Source organism: Streptomyces sp. NPDC059679, from assembly GCF_042734105.1.
Taxonomy (GTDB): Bacteria; Actinomycetota; Actinomycetes; order Streptomycetales; family Streptomycetaceae; genus Streptomyces.
In genome coordinates this window covers 135868-162073 of record NZ_JBHWES010000018.1, presented here as the reverse complement: position 1 = coordinate 162073, position 26206 = coordinate 135868, and the positions used below count along the sequence as shown (strand labels likewise).

The 26206-nt window shown below is 72.3% G+C and carries 26 protein-coding genes and 1 pseudogene; 9 read left to right on the top strand and 18 right to left on the bottom strand.

Annotated elements, in window-relative coordinates:
- Nucleotides 1-57 precede the first annotated feature (57 nt).
- The 7 genes from ACFV2X_RS21195 to ACFV2X_RS21165 all read right to left on the bottom strand — a co-directional run bounded on the left by ACFV2X_RS21195 (nt 58) and on the right by ACFV2X_RS21165 (nt 5444).
- Nucleotides 58-387: a TcmI family type II polyketide cyclase gene (locus ACFV2X_RS21195; RefSeq protein ID WP_385618509.1), complete on the bottom strand. Its 330-nt coding sequence runs from the start codon at nt 385-387 to the stop codon at nt 58-60.
- Between the two features lie 2 nt (nt 388-389).
- Nucleotides 390-854, bottom strand: a complete 465-nt coding sequence (locus ACFV2X_RS21190) for an SRPBCC family protein (protein WP_358639688.1) — start codon at nt 852-854, stop codon at nt 390-392.
- Between the two features lies 1 nt (nt 855).
- Nucleotides 856-1113, bottom strand: a complete 258-nt coding sequence (locus tag ACFV2X_RS21185) for an acyl carrier protein (RefSeq protein WP_353590510.1) — start codon at nt 1111-1113, stop codon at nt 856-858.
- Nucleotides 1113-2345: a ketosynthase chain-length factor gene (locus ACFV2X_RS21180; RefSeq protein ID WP_385618505.1), complete on the bottom strand. Its 1233-nt coding sequence runs from the start codon at nt 2343-2345 to the stop codon at nt 1113-1115. The genes ACFV2X_RS21185 and ACFV2X_RS21180 overlap by 1 nt, the downstream gene beginning before the upstream one ends.
- A gap of 118 nt (nt 2346-2463) precedes the next feature.
- Nucleotides 2464-3738, bottom strand: a complete 1275-nt coding sequence (locus ACFV2X_RS21175; RefSeq protein WP_385618502.1) for a beta-ketoacyl-[acyl-carrier-protein] synthase family protein — start codon at nt 3736-3738, stop codon at nt 2464-2466.
- The gene (locus ACFV2X_RS21170; RefSeq protein ID WP_385618499.1) at nt 3735-4142 is read right to left on the bottom strand and encodes a cupin domain-containing protein; all 408 of its coding nucleotides are present in this window, start codon (nt 4140-4142) and stop codon (nt 3735-3737) included. The genes ACFV2X_RS21175 and ACFV2X_RS21170 overlap by 4 nt, the downstream gene beginning before the upstream one ends.
- A gap of 84 nt (nt 4143-4226) precedes the next feature.
- Entirely contained in the window at nt 4227-5444 is a 1218-nt protein-coding gene (locus ACFV2X_RS21165) for a SchA/CurD-like domain-containing protein (RefSeq protein WP_385618496.1), read from the bottom strand.
- Nucleotides 5445-5602: 158 nt separating this feature from the next.
- Here ACFV2X_RS21165 and ACFV2X_RS21160 point away from each other — a divergent pair, with 158 nt between their 5' ends.
- The gene (locus ACFV2X_RS21160; protein ID WP_385618493.1) at nt 5603-7231 is read left to right on the top strand and encodes an FAD-dependent oxidoreductase; all 1629 of its coding nucleotides are present in this window, start codon (nt 5603-5605) and stop codon (nt 7229-7231) included.
- A 127-nt stretch (nt 7232-7358) separates the two neighbouring features.
- Here the strand turns inward: ACFV2X_RS21160 and ACFV2X_RS21155 are convergent, their stop codons facing one another.
- The 4 genes from ACFV2X_RS21155 to ACFV2X_RS21140 form a co-directional block, all read right to left on the bottom strand.
- Nucleotides 7359-8021 carry a DedA family protein gene (locus ACFV2X_RS21155; protein WP_385618490.1) on the bottom strand — a complete coding sequence of 221 codons (663 nt, stop codon included), beginning with the start codon at nt 8019-8021 and terminating at the stop codon, nt 7359-7361.
- On the bottom strand, nt 8018-8800 hold the full coding sequence (locus ACFV2X_RS21150; protein WP_385618487.1) for an MBL fold metallo-hydrolase: 783 nt from the start codon (nt 8798-8800) through the stop codon (nt 8018-8020). Before ACFV2X_RS21150 ends, ACFV2X_RS21155 begins: the two co-directional genes overlap by 4 nt.
- A gap of 189 nt (nt 8801-8989) precedes the next feature.
- The gene (locus ACFV2X_RS21145; RefSeq protein ID WP_385618484.1) at nt 8990-9649 is read right to left on the bottom strand and encodes a hypothetical protein; all 660 of its coding nucleotides are present in this window, start codon (nt 9647-9649) and stop codon (nt 8990-8992) included.
- Between the two features lie 15 nt (nt 9650-9664).
- Entirely contained in the window at nt 9665-10891 is a 1227-nt protein-coding gene (locus tag ACFV2X_RS21140) for a hypothetical protein (protein ID WP_385618481.1), read from the bottom strand.
- A 165-nt stretch (nt 10892-11056) separates the two neighbouring features.
- Between ACFV2X_RS21140 and ACFV2X_RS21135 the strand changes: the two genes are divergently transcribed.
- The gene (locus ACFV2X_RS21135) at nt 11057-12097 is read left to right on the top strand and encodes a dipeptidase (protein WP_089509028.1); all 1041 of its coding nucleotides are present in this window, start codon (nt 11057-11059) and stop codon (nt 12095-12097) included.
- A gap of 4 nt (nt 12098-12101) precedes the next feature.
- Here ACFV2X_RS21135 and ACFV2X_RS21130 read toward each other — a convergent pair whose 3' ends face one another.
- Genes ACFV2X_RS21130 through ACFV2X_RS21120 form a run of 3 tightly spaced genes read right to left on the bottom strand, consistent with a single transcriptional unit; the run spans nt 12102 to nt 14183 of the window.
- Nucleotides 12102-12887 (bottom strand): fibronectin type III domain-containing protein, encoded by a 786-nt coding sequence (locus tag ACFV2X_RS21130; RefSeq protein WP_385618478.1) that lies wholly within the window; start codon nt 12885-12887, stop codon nt 12102-12104.
- Nucleotides 12884-13492, bottom strand: coding sequence for a hypothetical protein (locus ACFV2X_RS21125; RefSeq protein ID WP_385618476.1), 609 nt, complete (start codon nt 13490-13492; stop codon nt 12884-12886). Before ACFV2X_RS21125 ends, ACFV2X_RS21130 begins: the two co-directional genes overlap by 4 nt.
- A gap of 13 nt (nt 13493-13505) precedes the next feature.
- Nucleotides 13506-14183, bottom strand: a complete 678-nt coding sequence (locus ACFV2X_RS21120; RefSeq protein WP_385618474.1) for a cinnamyl alcohol dehydrogenase — start codon at nt 14181-14183, stop codon at nt 13506-13508.
- A gap of 209 nt (nt 14184-14392) precedes the next feature.
- Here ACFV2X_RS21120 and ACFV2X_RS21115 point away from each other — a divergent pair, with 209 nt between their 5' ends.
- Together ACFV2X_RS21115 and ACFV2X_RS21110 are read left to right on the top strand one after the other, a co-directional pair.
- A complete protein-coding gene (locus tag ACFV2X_RS21115; protein WP_385618550.1) occupies nt 14393-16576 on the top strand; it encodes a phage holin family protein in 2184 nt (727 codons plus the stop codon).
- 37 nt (nt 16577-16613) lie between these two features.
- Nucleotides 16614-17984: an amino acid permease gene (locus ACFV2X_RS21110; protein ID WP_385618471.1), complete on the top strand. Its 1371-nt coding sequence runs from the start codon at nt 16614-16616 to the stop codon at nt 17982-17984.
- 9 nt (nt 17985-17993) lie between these two features.
- Here the strand turns inward: ACFV2X_RS21110 and ACFV2X_RS21105 are convergent.
- Nucleotides 17994-19343 (bottom strand): annotated as a pseudogene (locus ACFV2X_RS21105) (MFS transporter); the annotation flags it as partial.
- The gene (locus ACFV2X_RS21100; protein WP_385618468.1) at nt 19340-19924 is read right to left on the bottom strand and encodes a TetR/AcrR family transcriptional regulator; all 585 of its coding nucleotides are present in this window, start codon (nt 19922-19924) and stop codon (nt 19340-19342) included. The pseudogene ACFV2X_RS21105 and the gene ACFV2X_RS21100, both read right to left, overlap by 4 nt.
- Nucleotides 19925-20038: 114 nt before the next feature.
- Between ACFV2X_RS21100 and ACFV2X_RS21095 the strand changes: the two genes are divergently transcribed.
- Nucleotides 20039-20791 (top strand): hypothetical protein, encoded by a 753-nt coding sequence (locus tag ACFV2X_RS21095; RefSeq protein ID WP_385618465.1) that lies wholly within the window; start codon nt 20039-20041, stop codon nt 20789-20791.
- A gap of 156 nt (nt 20792-20947) precedes the next feature.
- Entirely contained in the window at nt 20948-21334 is a 387-nt protein-coding gene (locus ACFV2X_RS21090) for a nuclear transport factor 2 family protein (protein WP_385618463.1), read from the top strand.
- Here the strand turns inward: ACFV2X_RS21090 and ACFV2X_RS21085 are convergent.
- On the bottom strand, nt 21324-22127 hold the full coding sequence (locus ACFV2X_RS21085) for a helix-turn-helix domain-containing protein (protein WP_385618460.1): 804 nt from the start codon (nt 22125-22127) through the stop codon (nt 21324-21326). The two genes, ACFV2X_RS21090 and ACFV2X_RS21085, sit on opposite strands and share 11 nt — an antisense overlap.
- 93 nt (nt 22128-22220) lie before the next feature.
- On the opposite strand from ACFV2X_RS21085, the gene ACFV2X_RS21080 reads away from it, so the two are divergent.
- The 3 genes from ACFV2X_RS21080 to ACFV2X_RS21070 all read left to right on the top strand — a co-directional run bounded on the left by ACFV2X_RS21080 (nt 22221) and on the right by ACFV2X_RS21070 (nt 24935).
- Nucleotides 22221-22526 carry a 4a-hydroxytetrahydrobiopterin dehydratase gene (locus ACFV2X_RS21080; protein WP_385618457.1) on the top strand — a complete coding sequence of 102 codons (306 nt, stop codon included), beginning with the start codon at nt 22221-22223 and terminating at the stop codon, nt 22524-22526.
- A 94-nt stretch (nt 22527-22620) separates the two neighbouring features.
- The gene (locus ACFV2X_RS21075) at nt 22621-23922 is read left to right on the top strand and encodes a cytochrome P450 (protein WP_385618455.1); all 1302 of its coding nucleotides are present in this window, start codon (nt 22621-22623) and stop codon (nt 23920-23922) included.
- An 86-nt stretch (nt 23923-24008) separates the two neighbouring features.
- Nucleotides 24009-24935: a class I SAM-dependent methyltransferase gene (locus tag ACFV2X_RS21070; protein ID WP_385618453.1), complete on the top strand. Its 927-nt coding sequence runs from the start codon at nt 24009-24011 to the stop codon at nt 24933-24935.
- A 69-nt stretch (nt 24936-25004) separates the two neighbouring features.
- On the opposite strand, the gene ACFV2X_RS21065 is transcribed toward ACFV2X_RS21070, so the two are convergent.
- Nucleotides 25005-26183: a S1 family peptidase gene (locus ACFV2X_RS21065; protein WP_385618451.1), complete on the bottom strand. Its 1179-nt coding sequence runs from the start codon at nt 26181-26183 to the stop codon at nt 25005-25007.
- Between the last annotated feature and the right edge of the window lie 23 nt (nt 26184-26206).

The following is a 26206-nucleotide window of genomic DNA, read 5'->3' as shown; positions in this document are numbered from 1 at the left end:
TGGTGCTCCCTTCCGGTCCCTTCCGGCCCCTTCCGGCCTTGTCCAGGCGTGCCTTGCTCAGGCGCGGTCGCGCTCCCAGCGGTAGAACTCATGCGCCATGGCGTCCTTGGGCTCGCGCCACGTCTCCGGGTCGTACGCCTGCACGAACGGCTGGAGCCGGGCGCTGACGTCACGGAACTCGGGGTGCTTGGCGTACCGGGCGACCTGGTCGGCCGGCGGCTGCTCGGCCTCGATCAGATGCAGATACACATCGCCGAACTGGAACAGGCTGCGCCCGGTGACCCCGATCAGTCCGGGCAGTTCGCCCCGGTCGGAGTGGGCGAAGACCTTGGCGATATCGGGCCCCGCGTCCCGGTTCATCTTGGCGACGATCATGGTGCGGTACATCGTCAGGCCTCCACCGTGGCGCGGGCGCGCTGCTCGATCTTCTCCCGGATGAGCTCCATCTGGATCTTGGAGTTGCGGTTGATGAGGTCCGTCATCCCGGCGTCGTCGATCGGCGCGTCGGGTCTCATCTCGAAGTCCTGGGTCCAGCGCATCCGGGTGCCCTTGGGCATCTCGTCGTACTCCCAGCGGATGTTCATGAAGGCGAACGGGCCGGTCTCGACCCGGCGCGCCCATACGGTGTGCACATCGCGGGCGGTCTCGCGCTCGGACACCCAGCTCCAGACCTTGCCGTTCTCGTCGGGGTGCATGGTCAGCCGGAAGGTGGTGGTGTCACCCTCCCGCCGCAGCACCTCGACCGAGGCGTACTCGCTGAACAGGTCGGGCCAGTTCTCGATGTCGTTGGTCATGTCCCACACCAGGTCCATCGGTGCCGCGATGGTGATCTCGTTGTCGGTGTGCCCGGGCATCTCATGCTCCTGCGGTGATTGAGGCGTTGATGACGTCGATGAAGTCATTGGGGGTCTTGCAGCTCTCGGCACCCGGTTCGATCGGGGTGCCGTAGTGGTTCTCCAGCTCGCCGACGATGGCGAGCAGACCGAGCGAGTCGAGCCCGAACTCGGTGAAGGTCATCTCCGGCGACCCCGCGAGGGCGGCCGGGTCGACGGTCAGGCCGGCGCACTTCTTCATGAGCGCGGCCAACTCCTGGTGGGTGAATTGACGGGACATCACATATCTCCTTCCGGGCCGCGGAGCACGAGCGCCGCGTTGTAGCCCATGAGCCCCCGGCTGAGCACCAGCGCACACCGCGGCTCGGCGGGCCGGGGACTGCGGGTGACCAGGTCGAGCTCATGGCAGACGTCGGTGACATACGGCGTGGGCGGCACCATGCGGTGCTCCATGGCGAGCACCGCGGCCGCCACGTCCAGCGTGGGGGCCGCGCAGTGAGCCCGGCCGAAGCCGGTCTTGGGCGCGGTCACCGGGACGCGGGTGCCGTGCGGGCCCAGGGCGTCGGCGATCGCCAGCGCCTCGGCCCGGTCCGCCTCCGGCACGCCGAGCGCGTCCGCGAACACCACATCGATCTCCTCGGGCGCGCACCGCGCGTCGTCCAGCGCCACGCGGATCGCGCGGGCCAGCCCCTCCCGGGACTCCTCCCACCGGGACGCCCCGGTGAAGGTCGCCCCGTAGCCGCTGATGAACCCGCGGATCGGCACCCCGCGGCGCCGGGCCGCCCCCTCCTCCTCCACGACGAACATGGCCCCGCCCTCGCCGGGTACGAAGCCGCATGCGTCGGTGGTGAACGGCAGATACGCCCGGCCCGCCTCACGGGCCCGGCTCAGCTCCCGCCACCCCAGCTGGCACACCATCGAGTACGGGGCGAGCCCCGCCTCGGTGGCGCCCGCGACGATCGCGTCCGCCCCGTGTCGGATCGACCGCCGTGCGTGCGCCAGCGCGTCCAGTCCGCCGGCCTCGTCGTCCGCCACCACACCACACGGCCCCTTGAAGCCGCCGCGGATGGAGACCTGGCCGGTGCTGGCCGCGTAGAACCAGGCGATGGACTGGAACGGGCCCACATGGCGCGGGCCCTTGCCGTACAGCTGCTGCAGCTCGCGCTGTCCGAACTCGCCGCCCCCGGAACCGGCCGCGGTGACCACGCCCACGGCGAACGGCGACAGGTCGTCGACCGGCAGCCGCGAGTCCTCCAGCGCGAGGTCGGCCGCGGCCAGCGCGATATGGGTGAAGCGGTCGGTCTGGACCAGCAGCCGCTCCTCGATCATCGTGGCCGGGTCGAAGCCACGGATCTGGCCGGCGACCCGCACCGGGAAGTTCTCGCTGCCCTCGCGGGTGAGCCGGTCCAGGAAGCTGATCCCTTCCCGGGTGGCCTTCCAGAAGGCGTCGGTGCCCACGCCGTTGGGCGCGATGACCCCGAGCCCGGTCACCACCGCCCCCCGGGCACTCACGCGCCTCCACCCCGCTCAGTCTTGGCGCGCTTCCACGCGCGGGCTTCCTTCGTCACTGCTCGCTCCTTCGTCGCTGCGCGGCTCCTCAGTCCAGCCCGCACAGCCCGCCAAGACACGCTCATCTCGGACCCCCCGCCCGGCTCAGTACCACCGCGGACTGGAAGCCGCCGAACCCGCTGCCGACCGACAGCACATTGCGCAGCGGCAGGGCGCGCGCGGTGCGCGGGACATAGTCCAGGTCGCACTCGGGGTCCGGGGTCTCGTAGTTCGCGGTCGGCGGGACCACGCCGTGGGCCAGCGCCAGGGCGCAGGCGGCGAGCTCGATCGCGCCGATCGCCCCCAGCGAATGCCCCACCATCGACTTGATCGAGCTCATCGGCGTCTTGTACGCGTGGGCGCCCAGCGACCGCTTCACCGCGGCCGTCTCGTGCCGGTCGTTCTGCTTGGTGCCGGAGCCGTGCGCGTTGACGTAGTCGATCTCGGTGCCGTCGATGCGGGCGTGGCCGAGCGCATGGTTGATCGCCTCGGACATCTCCAGGCCCTCCTGGGTCAGACCGGTCATGTGGTAGGCGTTGCCGTAGGTGGCGAACCCCTTGAACTCGCAGTACGCATGGGCCCTCCGGGCCCGGGCGTGCTCCAGCTCCTCCAGGACCAGCACGGCCGCGCCCTCGCCGAGGACGAAGCCGTCGCGGTGGGCGTCGAACGGCCGGGAGGCGTGGGCCGGGTCGTCGTTGTTCGTCGAGGTCGCCTTGATGGAGTCGAAGCAGGCCACGGTGAGCGGGGTGACCGGGGTGTCCGCCGCCCCCGCCACGCACACATCGGCCCGGTTCTCCTCGATCGTCTGGAAGGCGTACCCGATCGCGTCAAGACCCGACGTACAGCCCGTCGACACGGTCTGCACCGGCCCGTGGGCGCCCGCCAGCTCCGCCACGCCGGAGGCCAGCGCGCTCGGCGAGAAGGCGTGGTGCAGATACGGGCCCGCCCGCCGATGGTCCACGTCCCAGCGCGCGCCGGACTCGCTGACCTTGACGTAGTCCTGCTCCAGCCGGGTGGAGGCGGCCACCGCCGAACCCATCGACACGCCTATCCGCCACGGGTCCTCGGCTCCGGACCCGTCGGGCTCGATCCCCGCGTCCCGCATCGCCTCGGTGGCGGCCACCAGCGCGAACTGCACATACCGGTCCGAGCGTTCGATCTGCTCGGCCGTCAGCCCGCAGGCCACGGGGTCGAAGTCGCACTCGGCGGCGATCCGCGAGCGGAACCTCGCGGCATCGAACAGCGTGATGCCGCGGGTCGCCGTGCGGCCCGCGGTGAGCATGTCCCAGAAGGCCGGGACGCCCACGCCCCCGGGAGCGACGACACCGAGCCCGGTGACCACCACCCGTCGGGTCACGACGCCGCCTCGGCGGGTTCGGCGGTCTCGGTGTCCACATGGCCCAGCTCCGGGCGCGGGGCCAGCGGGCCGAGGTGGAAGACCATCCGGGCCTCGGTGTCGCCCACGTTGCGGAACCGGTGGCGCATGTTGATGGGGATCAGAAGCCCCTGGTCGGCACGGAGCGGATGCGCCGTATCGTCCAGGTCCACTTCCAGCTCACCGCACACCACGTACACGAACTCCTCGGAGTACGGGTGGTAGTGCTCGGTGACGCGCTCGCCGGGCTGCACGACGGCCATGCCCATGAAACCGCTCGTGGCGCCCACCGTGGTCGGGGTGAGCATGGCGCGCACATCGCCGCCGCGACGGCGGTTGGGGGCGACCGCGGACAGGTCGACGATGAGGTGGGACTGCGTGGTCATAATGGCCTCCAGAAGGCGGCGCGGCCGCCGCGCACGACGGAGAGTGGGTGGGGGTTGGCAAGTACGGGCTTGGGAGGGGGAGTGTCAGTAATCCGCCGCGCGGCGGTCGGTGACCGGTTCCATGTCGCAGTCGGTGAGGAAGCGCCGCAGCCCGGCCTCGCTCGACAGATCGATCTTCTTCTTGCCGCCCGCCCCGGCGTCGAGCAGCCGGGCGTCGAGGAGCCGGCCCAGCACCGCGGCCGCGCGCTGCCCGCTGACCCCGGCCGCCACCGCGAGATCACGGTCGAGCGGTGCGTCCATGTCCACCATGCGCACGACGATGTCGTCGCGCTGGAAGACCGTGCTGCTCACGATCGTGGGCTGCCCCTCGCCGCCGTCGGACGTCATCGCCGCCTTCGGCCTGGTCACCGCCAGGTCGTCCTGACGGGCCAGCAGACTGGCCACCGCCGGGCCGCAGCCCTCCTTGACCGGGTAGAGCAGCATGTGGCGCCGGAGATTCGGCGGGCGGCTGGGGTCCGCCGTCAGGTGGTGCACCACGGGCAGCGCCGCCCGCATGAAGAAGTCCCGCGCGGCCTCCGGGTCGTCCAGGTCGCGGTCCTCCTCCAGATGCGGGTTGATGGCCTCCTCGACCGCACGGACCTCAGGCTGCCTGGCCACGTGGCGCAGCGCCGCCACCAGATCGCCCTTGACCTCGACCGCCCGTACGACACGGTTGCCGCTCATGAACAGCGAGGTGCGGCACAGCCGGGTGTTCTCGTCCACGCGGGCCTCGGGCGCAGCGTAGTCGGCCAGGATCTTGGCCACGCTCTGCTCGCTGCCGGGCTTGACGGTGAAGGTCAGGGCGTGCCGCACCAGTCCGTCGCCGACCCGCGGGGCCAGCTGTACGCGGGGCGCGGCGCGGCGGCCGGCCGCCTCCTTGGCCGAGAAGGTCTCCCGCAGCACGCTGAACCGCAGCGACCGGGTGTCCTCCACACATCCGTGGAGGGGCTTGACCATCTCGCGGTGCTCGGGGCTCTCCACCCAGCTCAGAAACGGCGGAGCGCTCTCCCACTCGCTGGTGATCAGCCACTGCGAGGGGTTCTCGATCGACTGGCACAACTGGTCGCTGATGTGGCCCGGGACCGCGGCCACCTGCTGGGACAACTGCTCGTAGGCATGCAGGAAACGCTCTTCGGCGCCCGCGTGGACCGACACCAGCAACACCACACGCAGCCGGGCGTCGGTGAGCGTGGAAGGCCGAGGCGGGGGCTCGGTCGTCGTCGCGGACTTCGCGGGCCGCGAAGTCTTGGGCAGGGTGCTCATAGGTTCGACTCCTCCTCCGGGGGCGTCCTTCGCCGGACGCGGCGCCCGTTAGTCGATCGTGGAGCGCTCCCACGGATGCCGCGAGATATGTGAGCCATCCGGGCGAAGGGGCTCGCCAGACACCTGACCAGGGCCAAAACCCCGGGAATAGCAGCGAGATGAATCCCCATGTCGATGAGCGTGTGCCAGTACTCGTCGTGGGCGGATCCCTGGTGGGACTGTCCGCCTCACTTTTCCTGGGCCGTCTGGGCGTCGGACACCTGCTCGTGGAGAAACACGCGAGCACCTCCACGCACCCGCGCGGGCGCGGAAACAACCTCCGCACCATGGAGTTGTTCCGGACCGCGGGAGTGGAGTCCGCGATCCGCGAAGCCGCGTCCGTCCTGGCCGGCAACCATGGCATCCTGCAGGCCGAATCCCTCACCGGAGTGGACCACCACTGGCTCTTCCGGGAGATCGACCCGGGCGGCGCCATGCGCGGGCTCAGCCCCTCCGGATGGTGTCTGTGCAGCCAGAACGACCTTGAACCGGTCCTGCTGCGGACCGCCCAGGAGCTGGGCGGCGAGCTGCGCTTCTCCACCGAACTGATCTCCTTCGAGCAGGACGCCGACGGGGTGACCGCCGTCGTCCAGCACCGGGAGTCCGGGCGTACATCCGTGGTGCGCGCCGACTACCTCATCGCCGCCGACGGCCCCCGCAGCTCCGTACGCAGACGCCTGGGCATCGGCCAGACCGGCCGCGGCGAGTTGTTCCACAACGTCAGCATCACCTTCCGCGCCAAGCGGCTCGCCGATGTCGTGGGCGACCGCCGCTTCATCGCCTGCTATCTGACCAACCCGGCCGCCGATGGGGCGCTGCTCCCGGTGGACAACGCCGAACAGTGGGTCTTCCACGCCCCCTGGCACCCCGAGACCGGCGAGACCCTGGAGGACTTCACCGACGAGCGGTGCGCCGAACACATCCGCAAGGCCACCGGCGTCCTCGACATGGAGGTCGAAATCACCGGCAAGGCCCCCTGGCACGCCGCCGAACGGGTGGCTGAGCGCTACCGCGACGGCCGGATCTTCCTCGCCGGCGACTCCGCCCATGAAATGTCCCCCACCGGCGCCTTCGGCTCCAACACCGGCATCCAGGACGCACACAACCTCGCCTGGAAACTCGCCGCCGTCCTCGGCGGCTGGGCCGGCCCCGGGCTGCTGGACACCTACGGCGTCGAACGCCAGCCGGTCGCCGTGGCCACCAGCGCCCGCGCCGCCGCGCGCTCCGCCGAACACAACCACCCCGGCTACACCCCGCCGCCGTCCACCGGCGGCCCGCAGCGCGATGTGCTCGCGGTGGCCATGGGCTACCGCTACGCCTCCGACGCGGTCCTCGGCGCCGACCCCGCCACCCCCGCCGTCCCCGACCGCTTCACCGCGGGCGGCGAACCCGGCAGCCGAGCCCCCCATCTGTGGGTCGACCGCGACGGCCTCCGGCTGTCCACCCTCGACCTGTACGAGCGCACCTGCGTCCTGCTCACCGGCCCCGAAGGCGCCGCCTGGCACGGCGCCGCGCTACGCGTCGCCGACCGCCTCGACATCCCCCTCGCCGCCTACCGCCTCGGCCTCGACCCCACCCACGACCTGACCCCCGACCCCGGCACCGACTGGACCGAACTCCACGGCACCACCCCCCAGGGCGCGGTCCTCGTCCGCCCCGACGGCTTCATCGCCTGGCGCGCCGAGGGCGCCGAACGCGAACCGGAGCGGGTCCTGGCCGACGTCCTCCAATCCGTCCTCTGCCGCTGATCCCGGGCCCCGGACCCCGGACCCCGCCCACCGAGTGCCCGAGCCGGCCCGGCCGACCGCGCCGCGACGTCGCGGCGGCCGGGCCCGGGGCCCGGTCACGGGGTGGCGCGGGCGTGGAAGGAAAAGGTCAGCCCGTCGCCTCGCCGTGTGCCTCGCGGCGGGCGCGGGTGCGGCGCCAGAGGGTGGGGGCGGTGCTGAGGAGGACGGTCAGGACGATCGCGGCGGCCACGCCCTCCCAGGGCCTGGCGAAGAGCGACCCGCCCAGGATGCCGATGAGGGCGTAGGCCCCGGACCAGGCCAGGACCGCCGGGGCGTCGCCGCGGGCGAAGCGGCGCATCGGCATACGGGAGAGGAGGCAGGCGAGCATCACCGGGATGCGTCCGGCGGGGAGGAGACGGGAGAGCACCAGCACCGCGACCCCGTGCTCGTCGAGGCGGGTGCGGGCCTGGGCCAGGCGTTCGGGGGCGGCGCGGCCTTCGAGCTGGGCGAGCCAGCGGGAGCCGTTCTTCGAGCCGAGGCCACGGCGGCCGAGCCAGTACAGGGCGATGTCCCCGAGGAAGGCCGCGAAGGAGGCCACACAGAAGACGACGAGCAGCGAGAGGGGCGGCACGCTCTGATGGATCGCCACCACCGCCGCCGAGCTGACCACCGCGCCCGTCGGCACCACCGGCACCAGCGACCCCAGCACCACCAGCAGGAACAGCGAGGGGTAGCCGACCGCCTGCTGAGTCGACTCGGGCGGCACGCCGCGCGCGAGCTCGCCGATGCCGTCGAGTATCTGGCCGGTCATCCGGTGGTCTCCAGGTGTACGCATTCGCCGTGCCGCAGCGCATGCACCACCGCGTCGGGGGCCAGCCGTCCGGCGTGCCGGACGAAGTCGTCGCCGGGGGAGTGGAATTCGTGCGGCCGGATCCCGTCGAGGCCGATCGGCCAGTACGTGCCGTAGTGCACGGGCACCGCGCTGCGCGCGCCAAGACGGGCGAGCGCCTGGGCGGCCCGGTGGGCGTCGAGATGGCCGTGGCCGAGGTAGGGGCCCCAGCCGCCGACCGGCAGCAGCGCCACGTCGCAGTCGCCGACTGCCCGTGCCATGCCGTCGAAAAGACCGGTGTCGCCCGCGAAGTACGTCGTGGACTCGCCCCGCAGGACGTAGCCGAGCGCGGGCACCCGGCTCGGCCCGTACGGCAGCCGTCTGCCGTCGTGCGCGGCCGGTACGGCCCGGATCCGGACCTCGCCCACCGCGATCTCCTCGCCCGGCCGCACCTCCGTGACCCGCAGCTCCCGCGCCCGGGCCACCCGCCGCAGCCCCGGCACGGCCCGCCCGGCGCCGCGCGGCACCACCAGCCGGGTGCCGGGACGCAGCCGCATCAGCGAGGGGAGGTGGAGGTGGTCGGCGTGCAGATGGGAGACCACCGCGACATCGGCGACCTCGGCGGCGGGCGGCGGCACAGGCCCCCGGCGGCGCCGCAGATGCGCCAGCCGCCGTACGAACAACGGGTCGGTCAGCACGCGCACGCCGGAGTCCCGCACGGTGGTGGTGGCATGCCCCCACCAGGTGATCTCCACCGACACTCGGACCCTCCCTCATGGCGCCGCCCGGACCGCGCCGCCCGGACCGGCGGACGGCGTGGACGGTTACGTCCGCGTCGATCCTCTCACCGCGCCCGGCGTCGGTGGACGGCCCCCGCCCGTTCACCCCGCCCGTTCGCCGCCGCCCGCTCACCGCCGCCCGCTCACCGCCGCCCGCTCACCGCAGGGCGCTCAGCCGCTGAGCGCGAACGCCAGCACGACCGCCAGCACCAGCAGCGCCCCCCACCACAGCAGCAGCCGTCCCCGGCGGCTGCCGGCGGCCGGGGGCGGCGGAGGAGGGGGGTCGGGCTTCGCCGGCCGTCTGGCGCGCACCCGGAACGGGGGCGAGACGGACCACTGGGCCCGTTCCACCGCTGCGTTCGCCGGGAAGCTGAGGGCCTTGGACCGGACGGGGGCCAGGTCGTACCGGTCCGTCTGCCAGAACCGTTGGAAGGCGGGGACGTTGTGCTCATGGGCGGTCCGCAGCGCCCCCTGCGGCACCCACGGGCGCGGTCCGCCGTCGGACGCGACCGCCGGGAGGGTGCGCAGCACCCCTTCGATCAGATAGATCGGGCGGGAGTGCGCGTCGTACAGCGCGCCCCGCTCTTCCCCCGCCTCGACCGGATCGGGGCGTATCACCCGGAACACCAGGGCGAGGTCGTCCGCGTCGGACCGCTCGATGACCCGGAACCGCAGCTGCCCCTCCGGGGTGGGCTTCCCGCCGGCCGCGTCCAGCAGCACCGGCTCCAGCCCGTCAGCCGCGCCGCCGGGCAGACCGGGCACCACGACCGTACGGAAGGGGGTGCGGCGCCCTCGGCTGATCAGGAAGGGCCACCACTCGACACTCTCCACGGGACCACCCACGCCTCAGGCCAATATGGAGTCCGGCTCGGCCCGCTCGAACTCGCCCAGCCGGCCGACCAGGCGGTGAACGGTGTGGTGCACGGCGGACTTCTCGTCCTTGACGGATTTTACGCGGCGCCCGCGCCAGGACCGCTGGAGTCTTTTGGCCCTGCGGACCTCTCGCGGCGACCGGGAGGCCAGCTGGCCGAGCGCCCCCAGCGCGGCGTCCAGGAAGCCCGCCAGCACGGCGGGGCTGACGGTGATCCCGGACTTCATCAGCTGCGCCTGCAACTGGGGTGACAGGCCCGCCGCGAGGAGCTTCCTGACGCGCCCGGGGGAGCCGGCCTGGTCCCCCGAGTCCTGGCCGGGATTCTGGTTCTCGCCCGCCTCCTGGTCCTGCTGTGGGTCCTGGCCGGCCGCCCGCCTGGCCTCGCTGATCCGCAGCGCTTCGTACGCGCGTACGCACAGATCCGGCAGCACCGAGACGAGCGGGATCTCCACGTTCATGGGCTTGGGGTTCGTCCGGTCCAGCTTGCGCACCTTGCCCTCGCTGTCGAGCACCGCGAACCCCCGGCCGACGGCGCTCACCGGGATGAGCCGGATCCGGCCGGGCGGCACCGGGAATCTTCGGGTCTTCCCGGGCGCGCGGCTGGCGACGAGCCGGCTGAAGGTGGGCTCCCGCATCAGGCGCTGCCTGACGTCGGCCAGCGTGAAGTTCTGCTCCACCAGGTCCCATTTGGTCACCACGAAATGGATGGGCCCCGGGAAGCCCTGCATCAGGGAGAACATCGGCGCCAGATCGTCCCGGAGGAAGTCCTCCGCGCCCCGGTTCCCGAACAGCAGGCCGCGGATCTTGACCCCGTCCAGCAGCCCGAGCAGCGCGTCGGCCGTCTCAAGGCGCTCCTCGAACCAGTCCTGGACCTGCGACCCTTCGCCGACAGGGTGGGTCAGATGCTCCCCGGCGTAGTCGATGTACTCGATCTGCATCGTCTCGAACACCCCGAACCGGGTCCACATCCGGCAGGTGAACGTCCACTCGGGGGTCTCCGTACGGTCGGTGGGCGCCGGCCAGTCGCCAGAGCTCGCGACCTCGGAGTACACCTCGGTGAGCTTCCGCTCCTGGTCGCGGGGGAGCCGCACATGGAATCCCAGCTCCGGGTCCTGTGTGCGCAGCCGCTCCTGGAGCGCCGCCAGATACACGGTCTTGCCGGAGCCGGACGGTCCCAGCGCCACCACGTTGAACTTCTCCACGCTCATATCCCCCCGGCGCCCCGACAACAGCCATGCCGGTGGGACGGTACCGCTGGAACGGCCGATACCGGTTCATGGATGCGACGATTCATTCGAAAGGGTGTTGACAGCGCCGCCGCTCCCCGTCAGATATTCCGTGGCCCGGCGCCCGGCCCGTACGCCACCATGGCGTACGTGTCCCCGCATCTGGAACTCCACCGCCGCGCGGTGGTCGCCGACGCCCATAACGACCTGCTGATCGCGGTCACCGCCCGCCCGCCGCACCGCTGGGCCTCCTTCTTCCGCGACCAGTGGCTGCCCCAGCTGCGCGAGGGCGGGGTGGATCTCCAGGTGCTGCCGGTCTTCATCGAGGACCAGTTCCGCCCCGAGGGCGCGCTGCGCGAGACGCTGCGGATGATCGAGTGCGCGCACACCCTGGCCGAGGGCAACGCGGACGAGGTACGGCTGTGCCTGGACGGGGACGACATCGACCGCGCCCTGGACGAGGGCAGGATCGCGCTGGTCCTGGCGCTGGAGAGCGCCCCAGGGCTGGACGCGAACGTGGAGCTGATCCCGACCCTGCACCGGCTCGGGGTGCGCATGGCGTCCATCGCTCACTGGGGCCGTACCGCCCTGGCCGACGGCAGCGGCGAGGACGCCACCGGCAGCCGGCTCACCGAGGCGGGGGTGGCGGCGCTGGCGGAGATGGAGCGCCTGGGGATCCTCTTCGACGTGTCCCATCTGGGCGCCTCGGGCGTCGCCCATGTGCTGGAGCTGGCCACCCGGCCCGTGCTGGCCACGCACTCCTCCGCCCGCGCCCTGCTCGACCACCACCGCAACCTCACCGACGAGCAGATCCGCGGCCTTGTCGCGACCGGTGGCATGGTGTGTGTGAACTTCCTCGGCGAGTTCGTGGCCACCGACCCCGCCGAGCGCACGGTGGACCGGCTGGCCGATCACATCCTGCATATCGTCGAGGTCGCGGGCGTGGACCGGGTGGGTCTTGGGCCCGACTTCATCAAGGAGGTCAGCGCGGACACCAGCCCGCCGTGCTGCGAGGACCTGGAGTACGCCGAGCTGGTGGTGCCGGGCCTCGAAGGCCCCCGCGGGCTGCCGCTGGTGACGGAGGCGCTGGTCCGCAGGGGCCTGCCCGAGGGCGACATCCTCAAGATCCTCGGCGGAAACGTCCTGGAGCTGTTCCGCAAGGAGCTCGGCCGACCCGCGTGAGCCGTCACCGCTCCGGCGCGGATCCCGTCTTCAGGTGTACGACGTTGGACCCCTTGCCGTAGGTGAAGGCCCGCACCCGGTACGCGGCTCGCTTCTCGTTCGGGAGGGTGATCAGGCCGAAGGAGTTGATGTTCCGGTCCAGGACGGCCACCGGCCGGAAGCGGTCGCCGCCCTGTGGCCGGTCCTCCAGCAGATAGCCCTGCTCGTCGGAGGCGTGGTCGGTCCAGGTGAACCGGATGCCGTTGGCGTGCATGACGGTCGCCTTCAGCCCGGTGGGGGCGGCCGCCCGCGCCGTGGCGGCGTCTTTGACGGAGCCGGTGTGCACGGCCGTTTGGCGCAGTGTCCGGGGCGGCGCCCACTCGTGGTCGCTCTTCTGCTCCTTCGCCGTGAAGTCCCCCTTGGGCAGGCGCACCTCGACCGGCCGCGAGGCGGGCCCGTAGTAGGGGCGGACGCGGTAGTAGAAGGGCGTCTGGGGCATCAGATCGGGGTGTCGGTACGAGGTCTGGCCGAGCGGGACGTACTCCAGGATCGTGTACGGCCCCTCGGGTTCGGTCGCGAACTCCACGATCCGCCCGGCGGCCCCCGGCTCCGTGCCCGTCCACCTCAGGGTGATGTCCACCGGCGAGGTCAGGGTGGCGGTGAGCCGGGGGCCGGTGGCGGTGAGCTTGGTGCCGGTGGCGGAGGAAGGGGCCGGTTCGGCGGAGCGGGTGGCCGGCTGCGGCGACGAGCAGCCGGCCAGGGCGGCGGCGACGAGGACCGCCGCCGCCAGGGCTCTGCGCGCGCCGCTCACTTGCGCCAGAACTTGACGTTGCTCCACACCACCGTGGCCGGGCCGTTGCCACTGCTGGTGCGGTAGGCGCCGAACTTGTCGTAGAAGCTGCCGCCGGGGCTGTCGACGGTGTGCTTCAGCGATCCGTTGATGTAGGTGCGGTGTTCCTTGCCCACCTGGTGCACGGTGTTCACCCGCACCGTCGCGCCGACGGTCCCCGCGTTCGAGAGGGTGTCCCCGCCGTGCACGGCGTACAGCCGCCCGCCGCGCTCGACGGCCAGCATGAAGTACGGGCCCGCACTGCCGTCCGTGTCGTTGAACGTCTGCTTCAGGCTGATCCGGGTGCCGCCCATGCTGGTGACCTTGAAGTACCCCTCGAACTGGTGGGTGCCACCGGTGTAGGTGTCATACCGCCGCTCGGCGCGCTGGTCCCCGCTCGCCGTCGAGCAGGTGAGCTTGAAGGTCAGATCGTCGACCTGACCGCAGCCCCGCTCCTGCACCTTGAATCCGGGGGACTCCGAGGTCCAGCCGCCGGGCTCGACCTCGGCGTGGGCGGCGGTCGGAGCCGTCAGCAGCAGTCCGCAGGCGGCCGAGATCGCGGCGATCGCGCGGTGTTTCACGGACATGTCTCGCGCTCCTCTACTTGACCCAATAGTGGATGTTGCGGAAGCGGGCCTCGGCCCGGCCACTGCCGTGGTGGTACACGCCGTTCTTGAAGTGGCGCGTCGCGGACCCTCGGTCGGCGACGGTCAGGACCAGCTGGTCGTCGGCGTAGACCTGGATCTTTCCGGCGTCCGCGTCGTGCGCGACCTTCAGGTTCCACCACTTGTTGTAGACACCGGACTTGATGACCTGGTCCGTGTAGCGCTTGACGGTGCCGCCGTTCTCGCTGGACACCCGCAGCATGATGTCGGTCGCGGGGGTGCCGGAGGGGTGCTTGACCCGCAGGATCTGCATGAAGTCCGCGCCGTTGGTGCCGGACGGGATGTACACATCGGCGTCCCACATGTGCTTGCCCGAGGTGTACTCCTGATTCCAGCGCATCTCGGTGCGCGGATCGGTCGAGCTGCCCTCCTCCAGGGGCTCGTCCGTGGAGTACACCCACATGGTGTGCGTCTTGGTGCCCGAGTCGTAGCGGTAGCGCTCGCTGAGGTCGAGGTTCCAGGGCTTGTGCATGGCGTAGGTGAAGGACTTCTGCTGCCAGCCGTCCGTCGGCGCGGCTGCGGTCGCCGGTGCCGCCGACGCCAGGCCGGCCGGCGCCGCCATGAGCGCGGCGACGGCGACGGCCATGGCCACTCGGGTGCGTAACGCGGGCATTGATCATCACCTCCAGTCGATAACGGGTCGATTGATCATGGTCTAGACCAAGAGTCACGGTAGGCCCGCGCGCATGGCGTGTCCATATCAATGAACGAGATTCTTATAGAGAAACGCCACGGCCGGGCCCGAGGTCCGCTGTGACAGGCTGGGGGCCGGTCCGCGAGTGCCGAGCGGGCGTGGATACGCGAGGTGAGTACGGCGTGCAGATGCCCCGTTGGAAGTCCGTGGGCGCGGCCCTGCTGCGGGTGCTCGCGGTGTGGGCCGTGTCCACGCTCACCATGCTGGCCCTCGCGGGCATCCTGCCCGACTTCCGGCTGCAGTCCGCCGACGGGGACAGCACCACCCGGATCGCGATCACCGCGGCGAGCGGCGCCGGGGCCTTCGGCCTGCTCAGCGCGCTGGTGTGGCCGCTGCTGGTGCGGGCCCTGCTGCTGGTGCCCGCGTTTGTGCTCGGGCTGCTGGTGTTCGTGCTCAACGGCTCGCTGCTGCTGGTCGCGTTGAACCTGATACCGGACGGGCGTGGCGCCGCTGAGCCGGAGACCGCCGTGGTGGTCGCGGCCGTGATGTCCGCCGCGTCCTCGGCGACCAGCACCTTCCTGACCGTACGGGACGACGGCGCCTACGGCCGGCGGCTGGCGCGGCTGGCAGACCGCAGACAGGGCAGACGGCGCAGACAGGGCGGGACGGACGGGCCGCCGCAGCCGCCCGGAACGGTGTTTCTGCAGATCGACGGCGTGGGACACGATGTGCTGCGGGACGCGGTGCGGCCCCGTGGCAACCGGCCGCCGATCATGGAGACCGTCGCCGGCTGGGTGGACACCACCCATACGCTCACCCCCTGGCGCACCGACTGGTCCAGCCAGACCGGCGCCAGCCAGCTCGGCATTCTGCACGGCTCCACCGAGGACGTGCCCGCCTTCCGCTGGTACGAGAAGGAAGCCCGGCAGGTCATCGTCAGCAACCGGCCGACCAGCGCGGCCGAACTGCAGCGCCGGGCCGCGGCTCGCACCGGGGACGAGGGGCTGCTCACCGTCGACGGGGCCAGCCGCGGCAACCTGTTCACCGGCGGTGCCGAGGAACTGGCCCTGGTGCTCTCGGTGGCCGCCCGGCGTGGCCGCCACAACCGCTCCCGCAGCGGCTACTTCGCGTACTTCAGGGACCCCGCGAACGCCACCCGCACCGCCGGCTCCTTCCTCGCCGAGATCTTCCGCGAGCTCGGCCAGTCGGCGCGCGCCAGACTGCGCCGCGAGACGCCGCGGGTGGGGCGGGGCGGGCTGTATCCGTTCATCCGCGCCTTCGCCACCGTCGTGGAGCGGGATGTCGTGGTCGCCGCGGTGATGGGGGACATCCTGTCCGGGCGCACCGCGATCTACGCCGATCTGGTGGCGTACGACGAGGTCGCCCACCACTCCGGGCCGCGCAGCCGCGACACCCACCAAGTACTGCGCCGCCTCGACCGCAGCGTCGCGCTGATCGCCGAGGTCGTCGAGCACGCACCGCGCGACTACCGCATCGTGCTGCTCTCCGACCACGGGCAGAGCCCCGGCGCGACCTTCGCCGACGCCTACGGCCTCACCCTGGAGGACCTGGTGCGGGCCGGCTGCGCACTGCCCGTGCCCCGGCAGGCCGGGCGCGCCGGGGGGCACCGCCCAGCGCTGGCCGGGGGAGGGGCCGAGGCGCGCGAGGCGGCGCGCGCCGCGCTGCGCAGGCCCGAGCGGGACGGCGACGGGCACGGCCCGTCCGACCCGGTGGTGCTCGCCTCCGGCAACCTGGGTCTTGTCTCCTTCCCCGATGTGCCGGGCCGGATGAGCCGCGAGGAGATCGACCGCCGCCACCCCGCGCTGCTGCGCACCCTCGCCGACCACCCCGGTGTGGGCTTCCTGCTCGTACGGTCCGAGCGGCACGGCGCGGTGGTGCTGGGCGCGGACGGCGCCGAGCACCACCTCGACACCGGCCGGGTCGTGGGGCGCAGCCCCCTCAAGGTCTTCGGGGACGGCGCCGTGGCCGCCGTACGGCGCACCGCGCGCTTCGCGAACGCCCCCGACATCATGGTCAATTCCGCCTACGACCCGGCGACCGGCGAGGTGCACGCCTTCGAGGGGCAGATCGGCTCGCACGGCGGGCTCGGCGGGGCGCAGAGCCACCCCTTTCTGCTGTGGCCCATCGAGCTCAGCCCGCCCATCCGGCCGGGGGAGCAGCTGGTGGGGGCCGAGCGGGTGCACGCGGTGCTGCGGCGCTGGCTGCGGGAGGCGGACGGACCGCAGGTTCCGGAGACCCCACCGGCCCCGCAGGTCCCAGAGGTTCCGGAGAGCGAGGAATCACGGTTGCTCGGCGATGTCACCGCAGCATCTCCGGCGGCCCCGCCACCCCTGCCGGACAAAACGCGGTGATTTGGTGCACCATGCATGATTCCCCGACCATGGCGGAATGCACGACCCGCACCACGCCCGCCGCTTCGGCCTGCCCACGGCGACCGCGCTCGTCATGGGCAACATCATCGGCGGCGGCATCTTTCTGCTGCCCGCCTCCGTCGCCCCGTACGGCACCGTCAGCCTGCTCGCCTTCGTCGTCCTGACCGTCGGCGCGGTCGCGCTCGCGCTGGTCTTCGGGCGGCTGGCGGAGCGCGATCCGCGCACCGGCGGGCCGTACGTCTACGCGCGCGCGGCGTTCGGCGACTTCGCGGGGTTCCTGTCCGCCTGGTCGTACTGGACCATGACCTGGGTCAGCAACGCGGCGCTTGCGGTGGCGGCCGTCGGCTATGTCCATGTGCTCGTCCCCGGCCATGAGTCCAAGGGCGTCGACCTGGCCGTGGCGCTGCTCGCGCTGTGGCTGCCCGCGCTCGCGAACCTGGCGGGCACGCGGTGGGTCGGTGTGGTGCAGATCGTCTCCACGGTGCTCAAGTTCGTGCCGCTGCTCTTCGTCGCCGTAGCCGGGCTCTTCTTCTTCGACCCGGACAACCTCGGCCCGTTCCACTCCGGCGGCGGCAGCGCGGTCGGCGGGCTGTCGGCGGCGGCCGCGATCCTGCTCTACAGCTATGTGGGCGTCGAATCGGCGTCGATGAGCGCGGGCGAGGTGCGCGACCCGGAGCGCAACGTCGGGCGGGCCAGTGTGCTTGGCACCGTCGGCGCCGCCGCGGTCTATCTCGTCGGCACCCTGTCGGTCTTCGGCACCGTCGCCCACCGGGACCTGGTGAACTCCACGGCGCCCTTCTCCGACGCCGTGAACGCCATGTTCGGCGGCTCCTGGGGTGGCACCCTCATCGCGCTGGCCGCCGTGGTGTCCATCGTCGGCGCGCTCAACGGCTGGATCCTGATGAGCGCCCAGGCGCCGTACGCGGCCGCCCGCGACGGGCTCTTCCCCGCCGCGTTCGCCGCCAAGCGGCGCGGTGTGCCGACCTTCGGCGTGCTCGTCGGCACCGTCCTCGCCTCGCTGCTCACCGTCCTGAACTACACCTCAGGCTCGGGCGGGGTCTTCGAGTCCCTGGTCCTGATCACCACCTTCTCGGCGACCGTCCCGTATCTGCTGGCTGCCGGCGCCCAGGTCCACTTCCTGCTGTCGGGGCGCCGGGACGAGGTGCGCGCCGGCCGCTTCGTCCGGGACCTGGTGCTCGCGCTGCTCGGCTTCGGCTTCTCCTTCTGGCTGGTCGCGGGCGCCGGATACGCCGCGGTGTACCAGGGCACGCTCTTCCTCTTCGCCGGTGTGCTGGTCTACATCCTGATGGCCGCCCGCCGCGCCGCCACCCGAGCCGGCACGGCCGCGGAGACGGTTCCCGCGGACGGCGCGCGCCCGGCCGTCTGACCCGCCGCCCGACCCGCCGCGCGACCCGCCGCCCGACCCGGGCAGCGCGGCGGCCAGCGGCACCCCGGCCGCGGCGACGGCCGCCAGGACCACCAGCGTGGTGGCCGTCGTGGTGAGGGCCATCAGCATGGTCGCCGCGGCGACGCCCAGCGCCGGGCCGACGTTCAGGGCGGTCTGCTGAAGCCCGCCGGCCACCCCGGCGTGGTCCACATGCGCGTGGCGCACGATCACGGCCGTCGCGGTGACCATCACCGCGCCGAACCCGGCGCCGATCGCAAGGAAGCAGCCGCCGATCGCCACGGCCGTGGACTCCTCGTCGAGCCGGGAGAACAGCAGCACGCCGAGGGCGAGCAGCGCCATCCCCGCCACGGCTGTCCGCCGGGGTCCGTACCGGCGCAGCAGTACGGCGCAGACGGGCGCGCCCAGCACCATCATCGCGGGCAGCGGCAGCGCCCTCAGCCCGCTCTGCAGCGGGTCGAGCGCGAGCACGTCCTGGAGGAAGTACGTGCCGAGGAACAGCGCCCCGAACACCGCGGCCGACGCCGCCACCAGGACGCCGAGCGCCGGGGCGACGGCCGCCGAGCGCAGCAGGCCCGGCGGCAGCAGGGGGTGCGCGGTGCGCCGCGCGTGCCGGGCGAACGCGCCGCCTGCCGCTGCCGTGGCGAGGACCCCGACCGCGGTCGCCGCCGTCCAGCCGCTCTCCGGCAGCGCGACGAGCGTGTACACCACGGACGCCAGGGCGAGCGCGAGGAGGAGGGCACCGGGCAGATCGAGCGGGAGGTCGGCGGTCCGCTTGGGCTCCGGGATCCGGACGACGAGCGCCAGGACACCGAGCAGCAGCGCGGGCGCCACGGTGAGGAAGAAGACGGAGCGCCAGCCCAGCCGGTCCGTCAGCGCCCCGCCGATCAGCGGACCGGCCGCGGCCGCCAGCCCGATGGCGCTGGTGCGCAGCGCGATGGGCATGCCGATCCGGTCCGGCGGGTACGCGGCCCGCAGCATCCCGAGCGTGGCCGGTTGCAGCAGCGCGCCGAACACCCCTTGGGCGACGCGCAGACCGATCACCCAGCCCACCCCCGGCGCCAGGCCGATGCCCGCCGACGCGGCGGCGAAGCCCAGGGTGCCGAGGGCGAACAGCCGCTGATGGCCGTAGCGGTCACCCAGGCGGCCGGCGAACACCAACAGGCCCGCCACCGCGATGAGATAGCCGGTGCTGGTCCACTGCACCGCGGCGAACGAGGCGTGCAGATCCCGGCGCATATCGGGCTGCGCGATGGTCAGCACGGTGCCGTCCAGGGCGACGATCGCGGCCCCGGCGACGCCGGCGACCAGCGTGAGCATCCGCTGGTACGAGGACCTCATCGCCGCTCCGGCCCGAGGTGCGCCTCCAGCGCGGCGCGCAGCAGCGGTTCGACGTCGTCGGTGCCCGTCGCGAGCTGAAGGCTGCCCCACCCCCACAGCTGGGCGATGCCGTGCAGATTGGCCCACAGCGCGCCCGCGACGACCTGGGGCGGGGCATCGACCGCGGGCCGTGCCCGGGCGACCAGGTCGACCAGCACCTCGAAGAGCGGCAGGCTGGTCCCGCGCAGCCCGAGGTGGTCGCTCTCCAGCAGGTCATGGCGGAACATCAGCTCGAACATGCCGCGGTTGGTCAGGGCGAAGTCGAGGTAGACCCGCCCCAGCGCCATCAGTTGGGCGCGCGGCTCCACCCGTCCGTCCCCGACCGCCTCGGCGACCCCGGCGGCCAGCTCGGCGAAGCCCTGGCGCGCGATCGCGGACAGCAGCGCCAGGTGGGTGGGGAAGTAGCGGCGCGGGGCTCCATGGGAGACCCCGGCCCGGCGGGCGATCTCCCGGAGGGACAGGGACTGCATCCCTTCCCTGGTCACCAGATCCACGCCGACCTCGATCAGACGGGACCGCAGCCCCGTGTCGTGCTCGCTCATAGACACTGTCTACCAGGTCGGGTAGACAGTGTCTACTCGGGCCATTCAGGGGCCTGTTGGGCGAGAATGATGCGCCAACGCTTCTGTGACGACATGTAACGACGTGAGGCCGACATGACCGAGCAGCACCCTCCGACGCCCCCTCAGCCCGCGGGCGTCCCGCCCCAGCCCGCGGGCATCCCACCTCAGCCCGGACAGCACCCCGCCGCGCACCCGCCCGCGCCCCCGCGGCAGGGCCGGATCTCGCTGCGCCACCCGCTGGTCACCGGCGCGATCGGCCTCGTGGTCGGCCTCGCCGCGGTCGGCATACCCGTACTGCTCTCGGACGACGACGGCGGCGGCTTCGGCGGCGGGGGCGGCGACGCCAAGCTCAGCGCTCCGGCGAAGCTCGACGGGCTCAGACCCTTCGCTGAGATCCAGAGCGAGTCAGGCGTCCCCAAGGCCAAGGACATGGCGGACGCCATCACCGAGGAGGACCGCAAGAGCGGTGAGCGGCTGTCCGAGGCGTACGGCGGTGCCGCCGCCGTGGTGAAGCGGTACGCCGACGACGGCGTCCTGACGACCGCCACGCTGGTCGCGGTCCGCAGCCGGTCCCCGAAGCCGTACGTCCCCGACCAGGACCCGAAACGACTCGGTCTGGAAAAGCCACAGGACGAGCTCAAGACGATCGGCGACGTGTCCTGCGTGCTCTACAACGAGCCCACCGCGGCCGGTTCCGAGCCCAGGAAGGAGTCCGTGCACGTCACCTACTGCCAGCGCACCGGCGACGGGCTCACCGTCCAGGTCCGCACGGGCGGCAGCGGATTGGCCAACCAGCCCGACAAGGTCGCGTCCCTGGTCGAAAAGGCCTGGTCGGCGCTCTCCTGAGCCGGGCCGTCCCGAGCCGGGCCATCGTCATTACCTGGCGGGTAATCGACCGGGCGAGCCGTCGGCGGCATGGTTGGGGCATCGGGTTCCGGGCCGGCGCACTCCGGCTCGGAACCCGGCCTCACCAGCACTTTTCATCATGAGGAGAGCCCTGCCATGACCGCGCAGACCCAGTACGAGACCGCCGTCGCCCGCTACTTCGAGGCGTGGAACGCGACCGACGCCGAGGCCCGCTCCAAGGCCGTCGCCGCCGCCTGGACCGAGGACGGCGGCTACACCGACCCGCTCGCCGCCGTCAGCGGCCACGACCAGCTGGCGGCGGTCATCGCCGGGGCCCAGGAGCAGTTCCCCGGCTTTGTCTTCCAGCACACCGGGACCGTCGACGGCCACCACGACACCGCCCGCTTCACCTGGGAGCTGGTCTCGACGGCCGACGGCTCGGCGCCGGTCGCCGGGTTCGATGTGATCACGCTGGCCGAGGACGGCCGGATCCGCTCCGTCCTGGGCTTCCTGGACCGCATCCCGGCGGCGCCTACGGCATGAGCCGCCGCAGGGTCTGCGCCGTCTCCGGGTCGGCCGGGAGAAGGGTCTCGATCGCCAGCTCGGAGACGGTGACGTCCATGGGGGTGTTGAAGGTCGCGATCGTGGACACGAAGGACAGCACATGTCCGGCGTGCTCGATCACCATCGGCAGCGCGAAGGGCGCGTGGTCCCCGCCCGTGGCCGCCCGCTCCTGGCCCCCCGCGCCCAGCGGATAGGCGCTGACCTCGTCGTACAGCTTGCGCAGCGGCGAGGACCGCATCAGCGCCAGCTGCCGCTCCATCTGCTCCAGCAGATGGCCCCGCCACTCGCGCAGATTGAGGATGCGCGGGGCCAGGCCGTCCGGGTGCAAGGTGATGCGCATCGCGTTCATGGGTGGCCGCAGGAGGTGGTCCGCGACCCCTTCCAGCAGCATCGCCATCCCCTGGTTCGCCGCCACCACCTGGTACATGCCGTCGACGACGATGGCCGGGTACGGGTCGTAACCCGTCAGCAGCCGCTCCATCCCCTCGCGCAGCGGGCCCATCGACGGGTCGTCCACAGAGGTCTCCGGGTAGTGCGGCGCGTAACCGGCCGCGATCAGCAGGGCGTTGCGCTCCCGTACGGGTACGTCGAGGTGTTCCGCGAGGCGCAGCACCATCTCCTGGCTGGGCCTGGCCCGTCCGGTCTCGATGAAGCTGATGTGGCGGGCGGAGGAGTCGGCGCGCAGTGCGAGCTCGAGCTGGCTGATCCGCCGCCGGTCCCGCCATTCGCGCAGCAGAGCGCCCACCCCCGGGGCAATCACGGCAGTCGTCATGCCCCGACGGTAACCGAACACGCGTCTGCGCCTCGTGCGCGGCCCGCACGGTGCGTGGGAAGGTGGGGGCAGTCGCGACGAAAGGGGCGCCCCATGGCAGTCCAGCCGCTGTCGAACGAGGAGATCGAGCGGGGTCTGGAGGACCTTCCCGGCTGGTCGCTGCGGGACGACCGGCTGGTGCGCGGGTACTCCTTCCCCGGACATCTGGCCGCGGCCCGTCTGGTGGCCGAGGTCGCCGAGGCGCAGGAGGAGCTGGGGCACCACTCCGACCTCACGCTCGGCTACAACAAGGTCGGCGTCTCGGTGAACACGCACAGTGTCGGCGGCAAGGTGACCGAGTTGGACCTCCGGCTCGCCCACCGCATCGAGGGCATCGCCCGAGGACAGGGTGTGTCCTAGAACACCGCTTTTTGACAAGGATGTTGGTCTGATCTGATCACTTCGTTAGCCTCCCGGCAGCCCCCCGATACGCCGCTCCGAGGAAGACGACGCAGTGACGAACCCTCAGGACCCCCAGAACCCCCAGGACGCGCAGGTCCCTCAGGCCGCGCGCAGCGCACCGGATACCCCGCCCCCGGGCTGCCCCGCCCACGCCGCGCGGCTGTACGGACCGGACTTCCGGCGGGAGCCGGCCGAGACGTACCGGCGGATACGACGCGAGGGACAGGTCACCCGCGTCCTGCTCGAAGGCGACGTCCCCGTGTGGTTCGTCGTCGGCTACCGCGAGACCCGCCAGGTGCTGAACAACATCGAGACCTACGGCCGCGACCCGCGCCGCTGGAACGGCTGGGACAGCGTGCCGCCGGACTGGTCCCTCATGCCGTGGGTGCGGTACACCCCGATGATGCCCTTCACGGAGGGGGAGGAGCACCTGCGGCGCGCGGCGGCCGTCAGCGAGGTCCTGGCCACGCTCGACCCCTTCGTGCTGCGCGGGCACTGCGAGCGCTTCGCCGATCAGCTGATCGACAAGTTCGCCGTGACCGGCCGGGCGGATCTGGTGTACGACTACATCTACTCGGTGCCCACCCTCGTCATGGGCGAGGTGTTCGGCCTGGCCGAGGACGAGGACGGACTGGCGGTCCTGGCGGAGGGGCTGACCTCCTCGTTCGTCTCCGGCGAGGACGCCATGGCCGCTCAGCAGCGGGCCGCCGCGTATGTGGCGGGGCTGGTCAAGGCCAAGCGCGAGGCGCCGGGCCCCGACCTCACCTCGCGGTTCATCCAGAGCACTCCGAACCTCACCGAGGAGCAGCACATCGCGGACGTGATGATGCTGATGGGCGCGGCGCTGCCGCTCACCTCGTACTGGATCGGCAACACGCTGCGGCTGCTGCTCACCGACGAGCGCTTCGCCACGACCCTCACGGGCAACCGCCGCAGCATCGGCGAGGCCATGAACGAGGTGCTGTGGGTGGACGCCCCGCTCCAGAACCTGATCGGGCGGTACGCCACCCGCGACACCGTCCTCGGCGGTCAGCGCATCCGCACCGGCGACCTCGTCGTCCTCGGCCTGGCCGCCGCCAACGCCGACCCGCTGCTGTGGCCGAACGGCCACGTCGGCCACGCCGGGAACCACTCCCATGTCGCCTTCAGCGCCGGCGAGTACGGATGCCCGGTGGGCGGCCCCGAGACGGCCAGGATCATCGCGGAGACGACGATCGAGGTGTTGCTGGACCGCGTTCCGGACCTGGTGCTCGCGGTGGCCCCCGAGGAGCTGAGGTGGGTGGACTCCGTCTGGTACCGCTATCTGGAGTCGCTGCCCATCACCTTCACCCCCACCGGGGTCACGGGGGGCTGATACCGCCCCGGGGCAGGTGGCGGCCCGCCTTGCCGAACCGGCAACAATGTTTGTCGATCGGGCGGGGCGGGGGCAGGCTCTGCGGCATGAGCGGACACCAGCACACCCACGCTGACCCCACCCATTCCCACACCCACGGCGGCCCCGCCCATGCCGATGACGCGCACCCGGACTGGGCCGCCTTCGGGGAACTCCTCGACCTGAGCGCGGATGTTCACACCCCCGCCGTCGAGCAGACCGCCGAGTGGCTGCGCGGGCTCCTCAGGCTCGATGGGGGACATGTACAGCGCGCGCTCGACATCGGCAGCGGGCCCGGCGGCGCCGCGTGCGTGTTCGCCCGTGCCTTCCCCGACGCCGAGGTGGTGGCCGTGGACGGCAGCCCGGAGCTGCTGGCGCGGGCCCGCGAACGCGCCGCGCGGCTCGGGGTCGCCGACCGCGTACGGACCCACCTGGCCGAACTGCCCGAGGGGCTGGCCGAGGTGGGGGACGCGGAGCTGATCTGGTCCAGCAAGGCGGTGCACCACCTGGGGGACCAGCAGGGCGCGCTCGACCGGCTCGCCGCCGCGCTGCGCCCCGGCGGGGTGCTGGCCGTGGCCGAGGGCGGGCTGTCGCCGCGCGCGCTGCCCCGCGACATCGGCATCGGCCGCCCCGGCCTGCTGACTCGGCTCGACGCGCTGCAGGAGGAGGCGTTCGCCGAGATGCGGACCGGGCTGCCCTACGCCAAGGAGACGACCGAGGACTGGCCGGCCATGCTCGCGGCGGCCGGGCTGACCGGGGCCCGCAGCCGCAGCTTCCTGACCGACCTGCCCGCACCGCTCGACGCCCCGGCCCGCCGTCTGCTGCACGCCGACCTGACCCGTCTGTCCGACCATCTGGCCGACCGCCTCGACGCGACGGACCGCGCCACGCTCGACCGGCTGCTCGACCCGGACGACGAGGCGGGCGTGCTCCTCCGGCCGGATGTGTTCTGGCTGAGCGCGCAGACCGTCCACGCGGCGGTCAAACCGCGGTGATCAGGTCCCGGTGAGCCGGTCGTGGGCAGTCCCGGTGACCCGGGGCCTGCCCACGGCGCGTCAGGTCCCTCAGCCGGTGGTGAGGGTGAGGCCGTACGCCTCGAGGATCGGGTTCACCGGCTGGAAGTACGTGGTGCCGCCGGCCGTGCAGTCGCCGGAGCCGCCCGAGGTGACGCCCTGGGCCTGGCTGCCGGAGATGTACGAGCCGCCGGAGTCGCCCGGCTCGGCGCATACGGTCGTCCGGGACAGCCCGCTGACCATGCCCTCGGAGTACCGCACACTGGTGTCGAGCTGTTCGACCGTGCCGCAGTGCCAGCCGGTCGTCGAGCCGGAGCGGCAGACCGAGGAGCCCACCGGCGCCTCCTGGGAGCCGGCGACCGTGACGACGGAGCCGCCGGGGCCGAGCACCACGGGCTTGGGCGTCCAGGTGCTGTTGACCGCCACCCAGGCGTAGTCGTTGCCGGGGAAGCGCGACGCCTGGAAGGTGCCCTGGGCGGCCTTGTTGACGCCGGTGGTGGTGGCGCCCGCCTCGCCGCAGTGGCCCGCGGTGACAAAGCCGCCCTGGGAGCCCTTCGCCACCGAGAACCCGATCGAGCAGCGCGCGGTGCCGTTGATGTAGTACGCCTCGCCGCCGCGTACGTCGTCCAGCGGTTTCGGCTGCTCGGCGGACTCCACGATCCGGACCATGCCGCGGTCCACGCCGCTGGCAGTGACGAAGGCCGAGGCCTGGTCGGGGTCGGCCGACTGCACCACCACGCTGTTGCTCTTCACATCCACGTACCAGACGGCGGCGGCCGCGGCCGCCGGCGCGCTGTGCTCGGCGGCGCGGTCCAGGGTGCCCTTCGCGGCGGTGAGGTCGTCGAGGCTGTGGCTGACCGTCACGGGCTTGGCGCCGGCCGCGGTGATCATGCCGTGCCGACCCTGGTCGGTCGTGGCGACGGTGAGCTCGGCGGTCTTGCCGGTCACCCACGCTCCGCCGAACGCGGTCCCCAGGCTTTTGCGGAGGGCGGGGGTGGCCGTACCGGCCCGGTACTCGTTGCTGATCCGCGCCCTCGCCTCGTCGGCCGTGAGGCCGAGGTCGCGCCGCATCGCGTCCAGCATCTCGGCGGGGACCCCCGTGGGGGCCTCGGCGGTGGGGCCGGGCTCCGCCGCGGCGGATGTCACGAGGGCGGGTACGGCGGTCAGGGAGAGAGCGGCGATGGCGATGGCACAACCAGCGGTGAGGGCAGGTCTGTGTCTGCGGAGCATCGGGTGTCTCCTCGTGTCGTGGG

Coding starts and splice junctions, on each gene's coding strand:
- ACFV2X_RS21195 (WP_385618509.1), bottom strand. CDS start 387: ATGTACCGCACCATGATCGTCGCCAAGATGAACCGGGACGCGGGGCCC.
- ACFV2X_RS21190 (WP_358639688.1), bottom strand. CDS start 854: ATGCCCGGGCACACCGACAACGAGATCACCATCGCGGCACCGATGGAC.
- ACFV2X_RS21185 (WP_353590510.1), bottom strand. CDS start 1,113: ATGTCCCGTCAATTCACCCACCAGGAGTTGGCCGCGCTCATGAAGAAG.
- ACFV2X_RS21170 (WP_385618499.1), bottom strand. CDS start 4,142: ATGACCACGCAGTCCCACCTCATCGTCGACCTGTCCGCGGTCGCCCCC.
- ACFV2X_RS21165 (WP_385618496.1), bottom strand. CDS start 5,444: ATGAGCACCCTGCCCAAGACTTCGCGGCCCGCGAAGTCCGCGACGACG.
- ACFV2X_RS21160 (WP_385618493.1), top strand. CDS start 5,603: ATGAATCCCCATGTCGATGAGCGTGTGCCAGTACTCGTCGTGGGCGGA.
- ACFV2X_RS21155 (WP_385618490.1), bottom strand. CDS start 8,021: ATGACCGGCCAGATACTCGACGGCATCGGCGAGCTCGCGCGCGGCGTG.
- ACFV2X_RS21135 (WP_089509028.1), top strand. CDS start 11,057: ATGGCGTACGTGTCCCCGCATCTGGAACTCCACCGCCGCGCGGTGGTC.
- ACFV2X_RS21125 (WP_385618476.1), bottom strand. CDS start 13,492: ATGTCCGTGAAACACCGCGCGATCGCCGCGATCTCGGCCGCCTGCGGA.
- ACFV2X_RS21120 (WP_385618474.1), bottom strand. CDS start 14,183: ATGCCCGCGTTACGCACCCGAGTGGCCATGGCCGTCGCCGTCGCCGCG.
- ACFV2X_RS21115 (WP_385618550.1), top strand. CDS start 14,393: ATGCCCCGTTGGAAGTCCGTGGGCGCGGCCCTGCTGCGGGTGCTCGCG.
- ACFV2X_RS21110 (WP_385618471.1), top strand. CDS start 16,614: ATGCACGACCCGCACCACGCCCGCCGCTTCGGCCTGCCCACGGCGACC.
- ACFV2X_RS21100 (WP_385618468.1), bottom strand. CDS start 19,924: ATGAGCGAGCACGACACGGGGCTGCGGTCCCGTCTGATCGAGGTCGGC.
- ACFV2X_RS21095 (WP_385618465.1), top strand. CDS start 20,039: ATGACCGAGCAGCACCCTCCGACGCCCCCTCAGCCCGCGGGCGTCCCG.
- ACFV2X_RS21090 (WP_385618463.1), top strand. CDS start 20,948: ATGACCGCGCAGACCCAGTACGAGACCGCCGTCGCCCGCTACTTCGAG.
- ACFV2X_RS21085 (WP_385618460.1), bottom strand. CDS start 22,127: ATGACGACTGCCGTGATTGCCCCGGGGGTGGGCGCTCTGCTGCGCGAA.
- ACFV2X_RS21080 (WP_385618457.1), top strand. CDS start 22,221: ATGGCAGTCCAGCCGCTGTCGAACGAGGAGATCGAGCGGGGTCTGGAG.
- ACFV2X_RS21070 (WP_385618453.1), top strand. CDS start 24,009: ATGAGCGGACACCAGCACACCCACGCTGACCCCACCCATTCCCACACC.
- ACFV2X_RS21065 (WP_385618451.1), bottom strand. CDS start 26,183: ATGCTCCGCAGACACAGACCTGCCCTCACCGCTGGTTGTGCCATCGCC.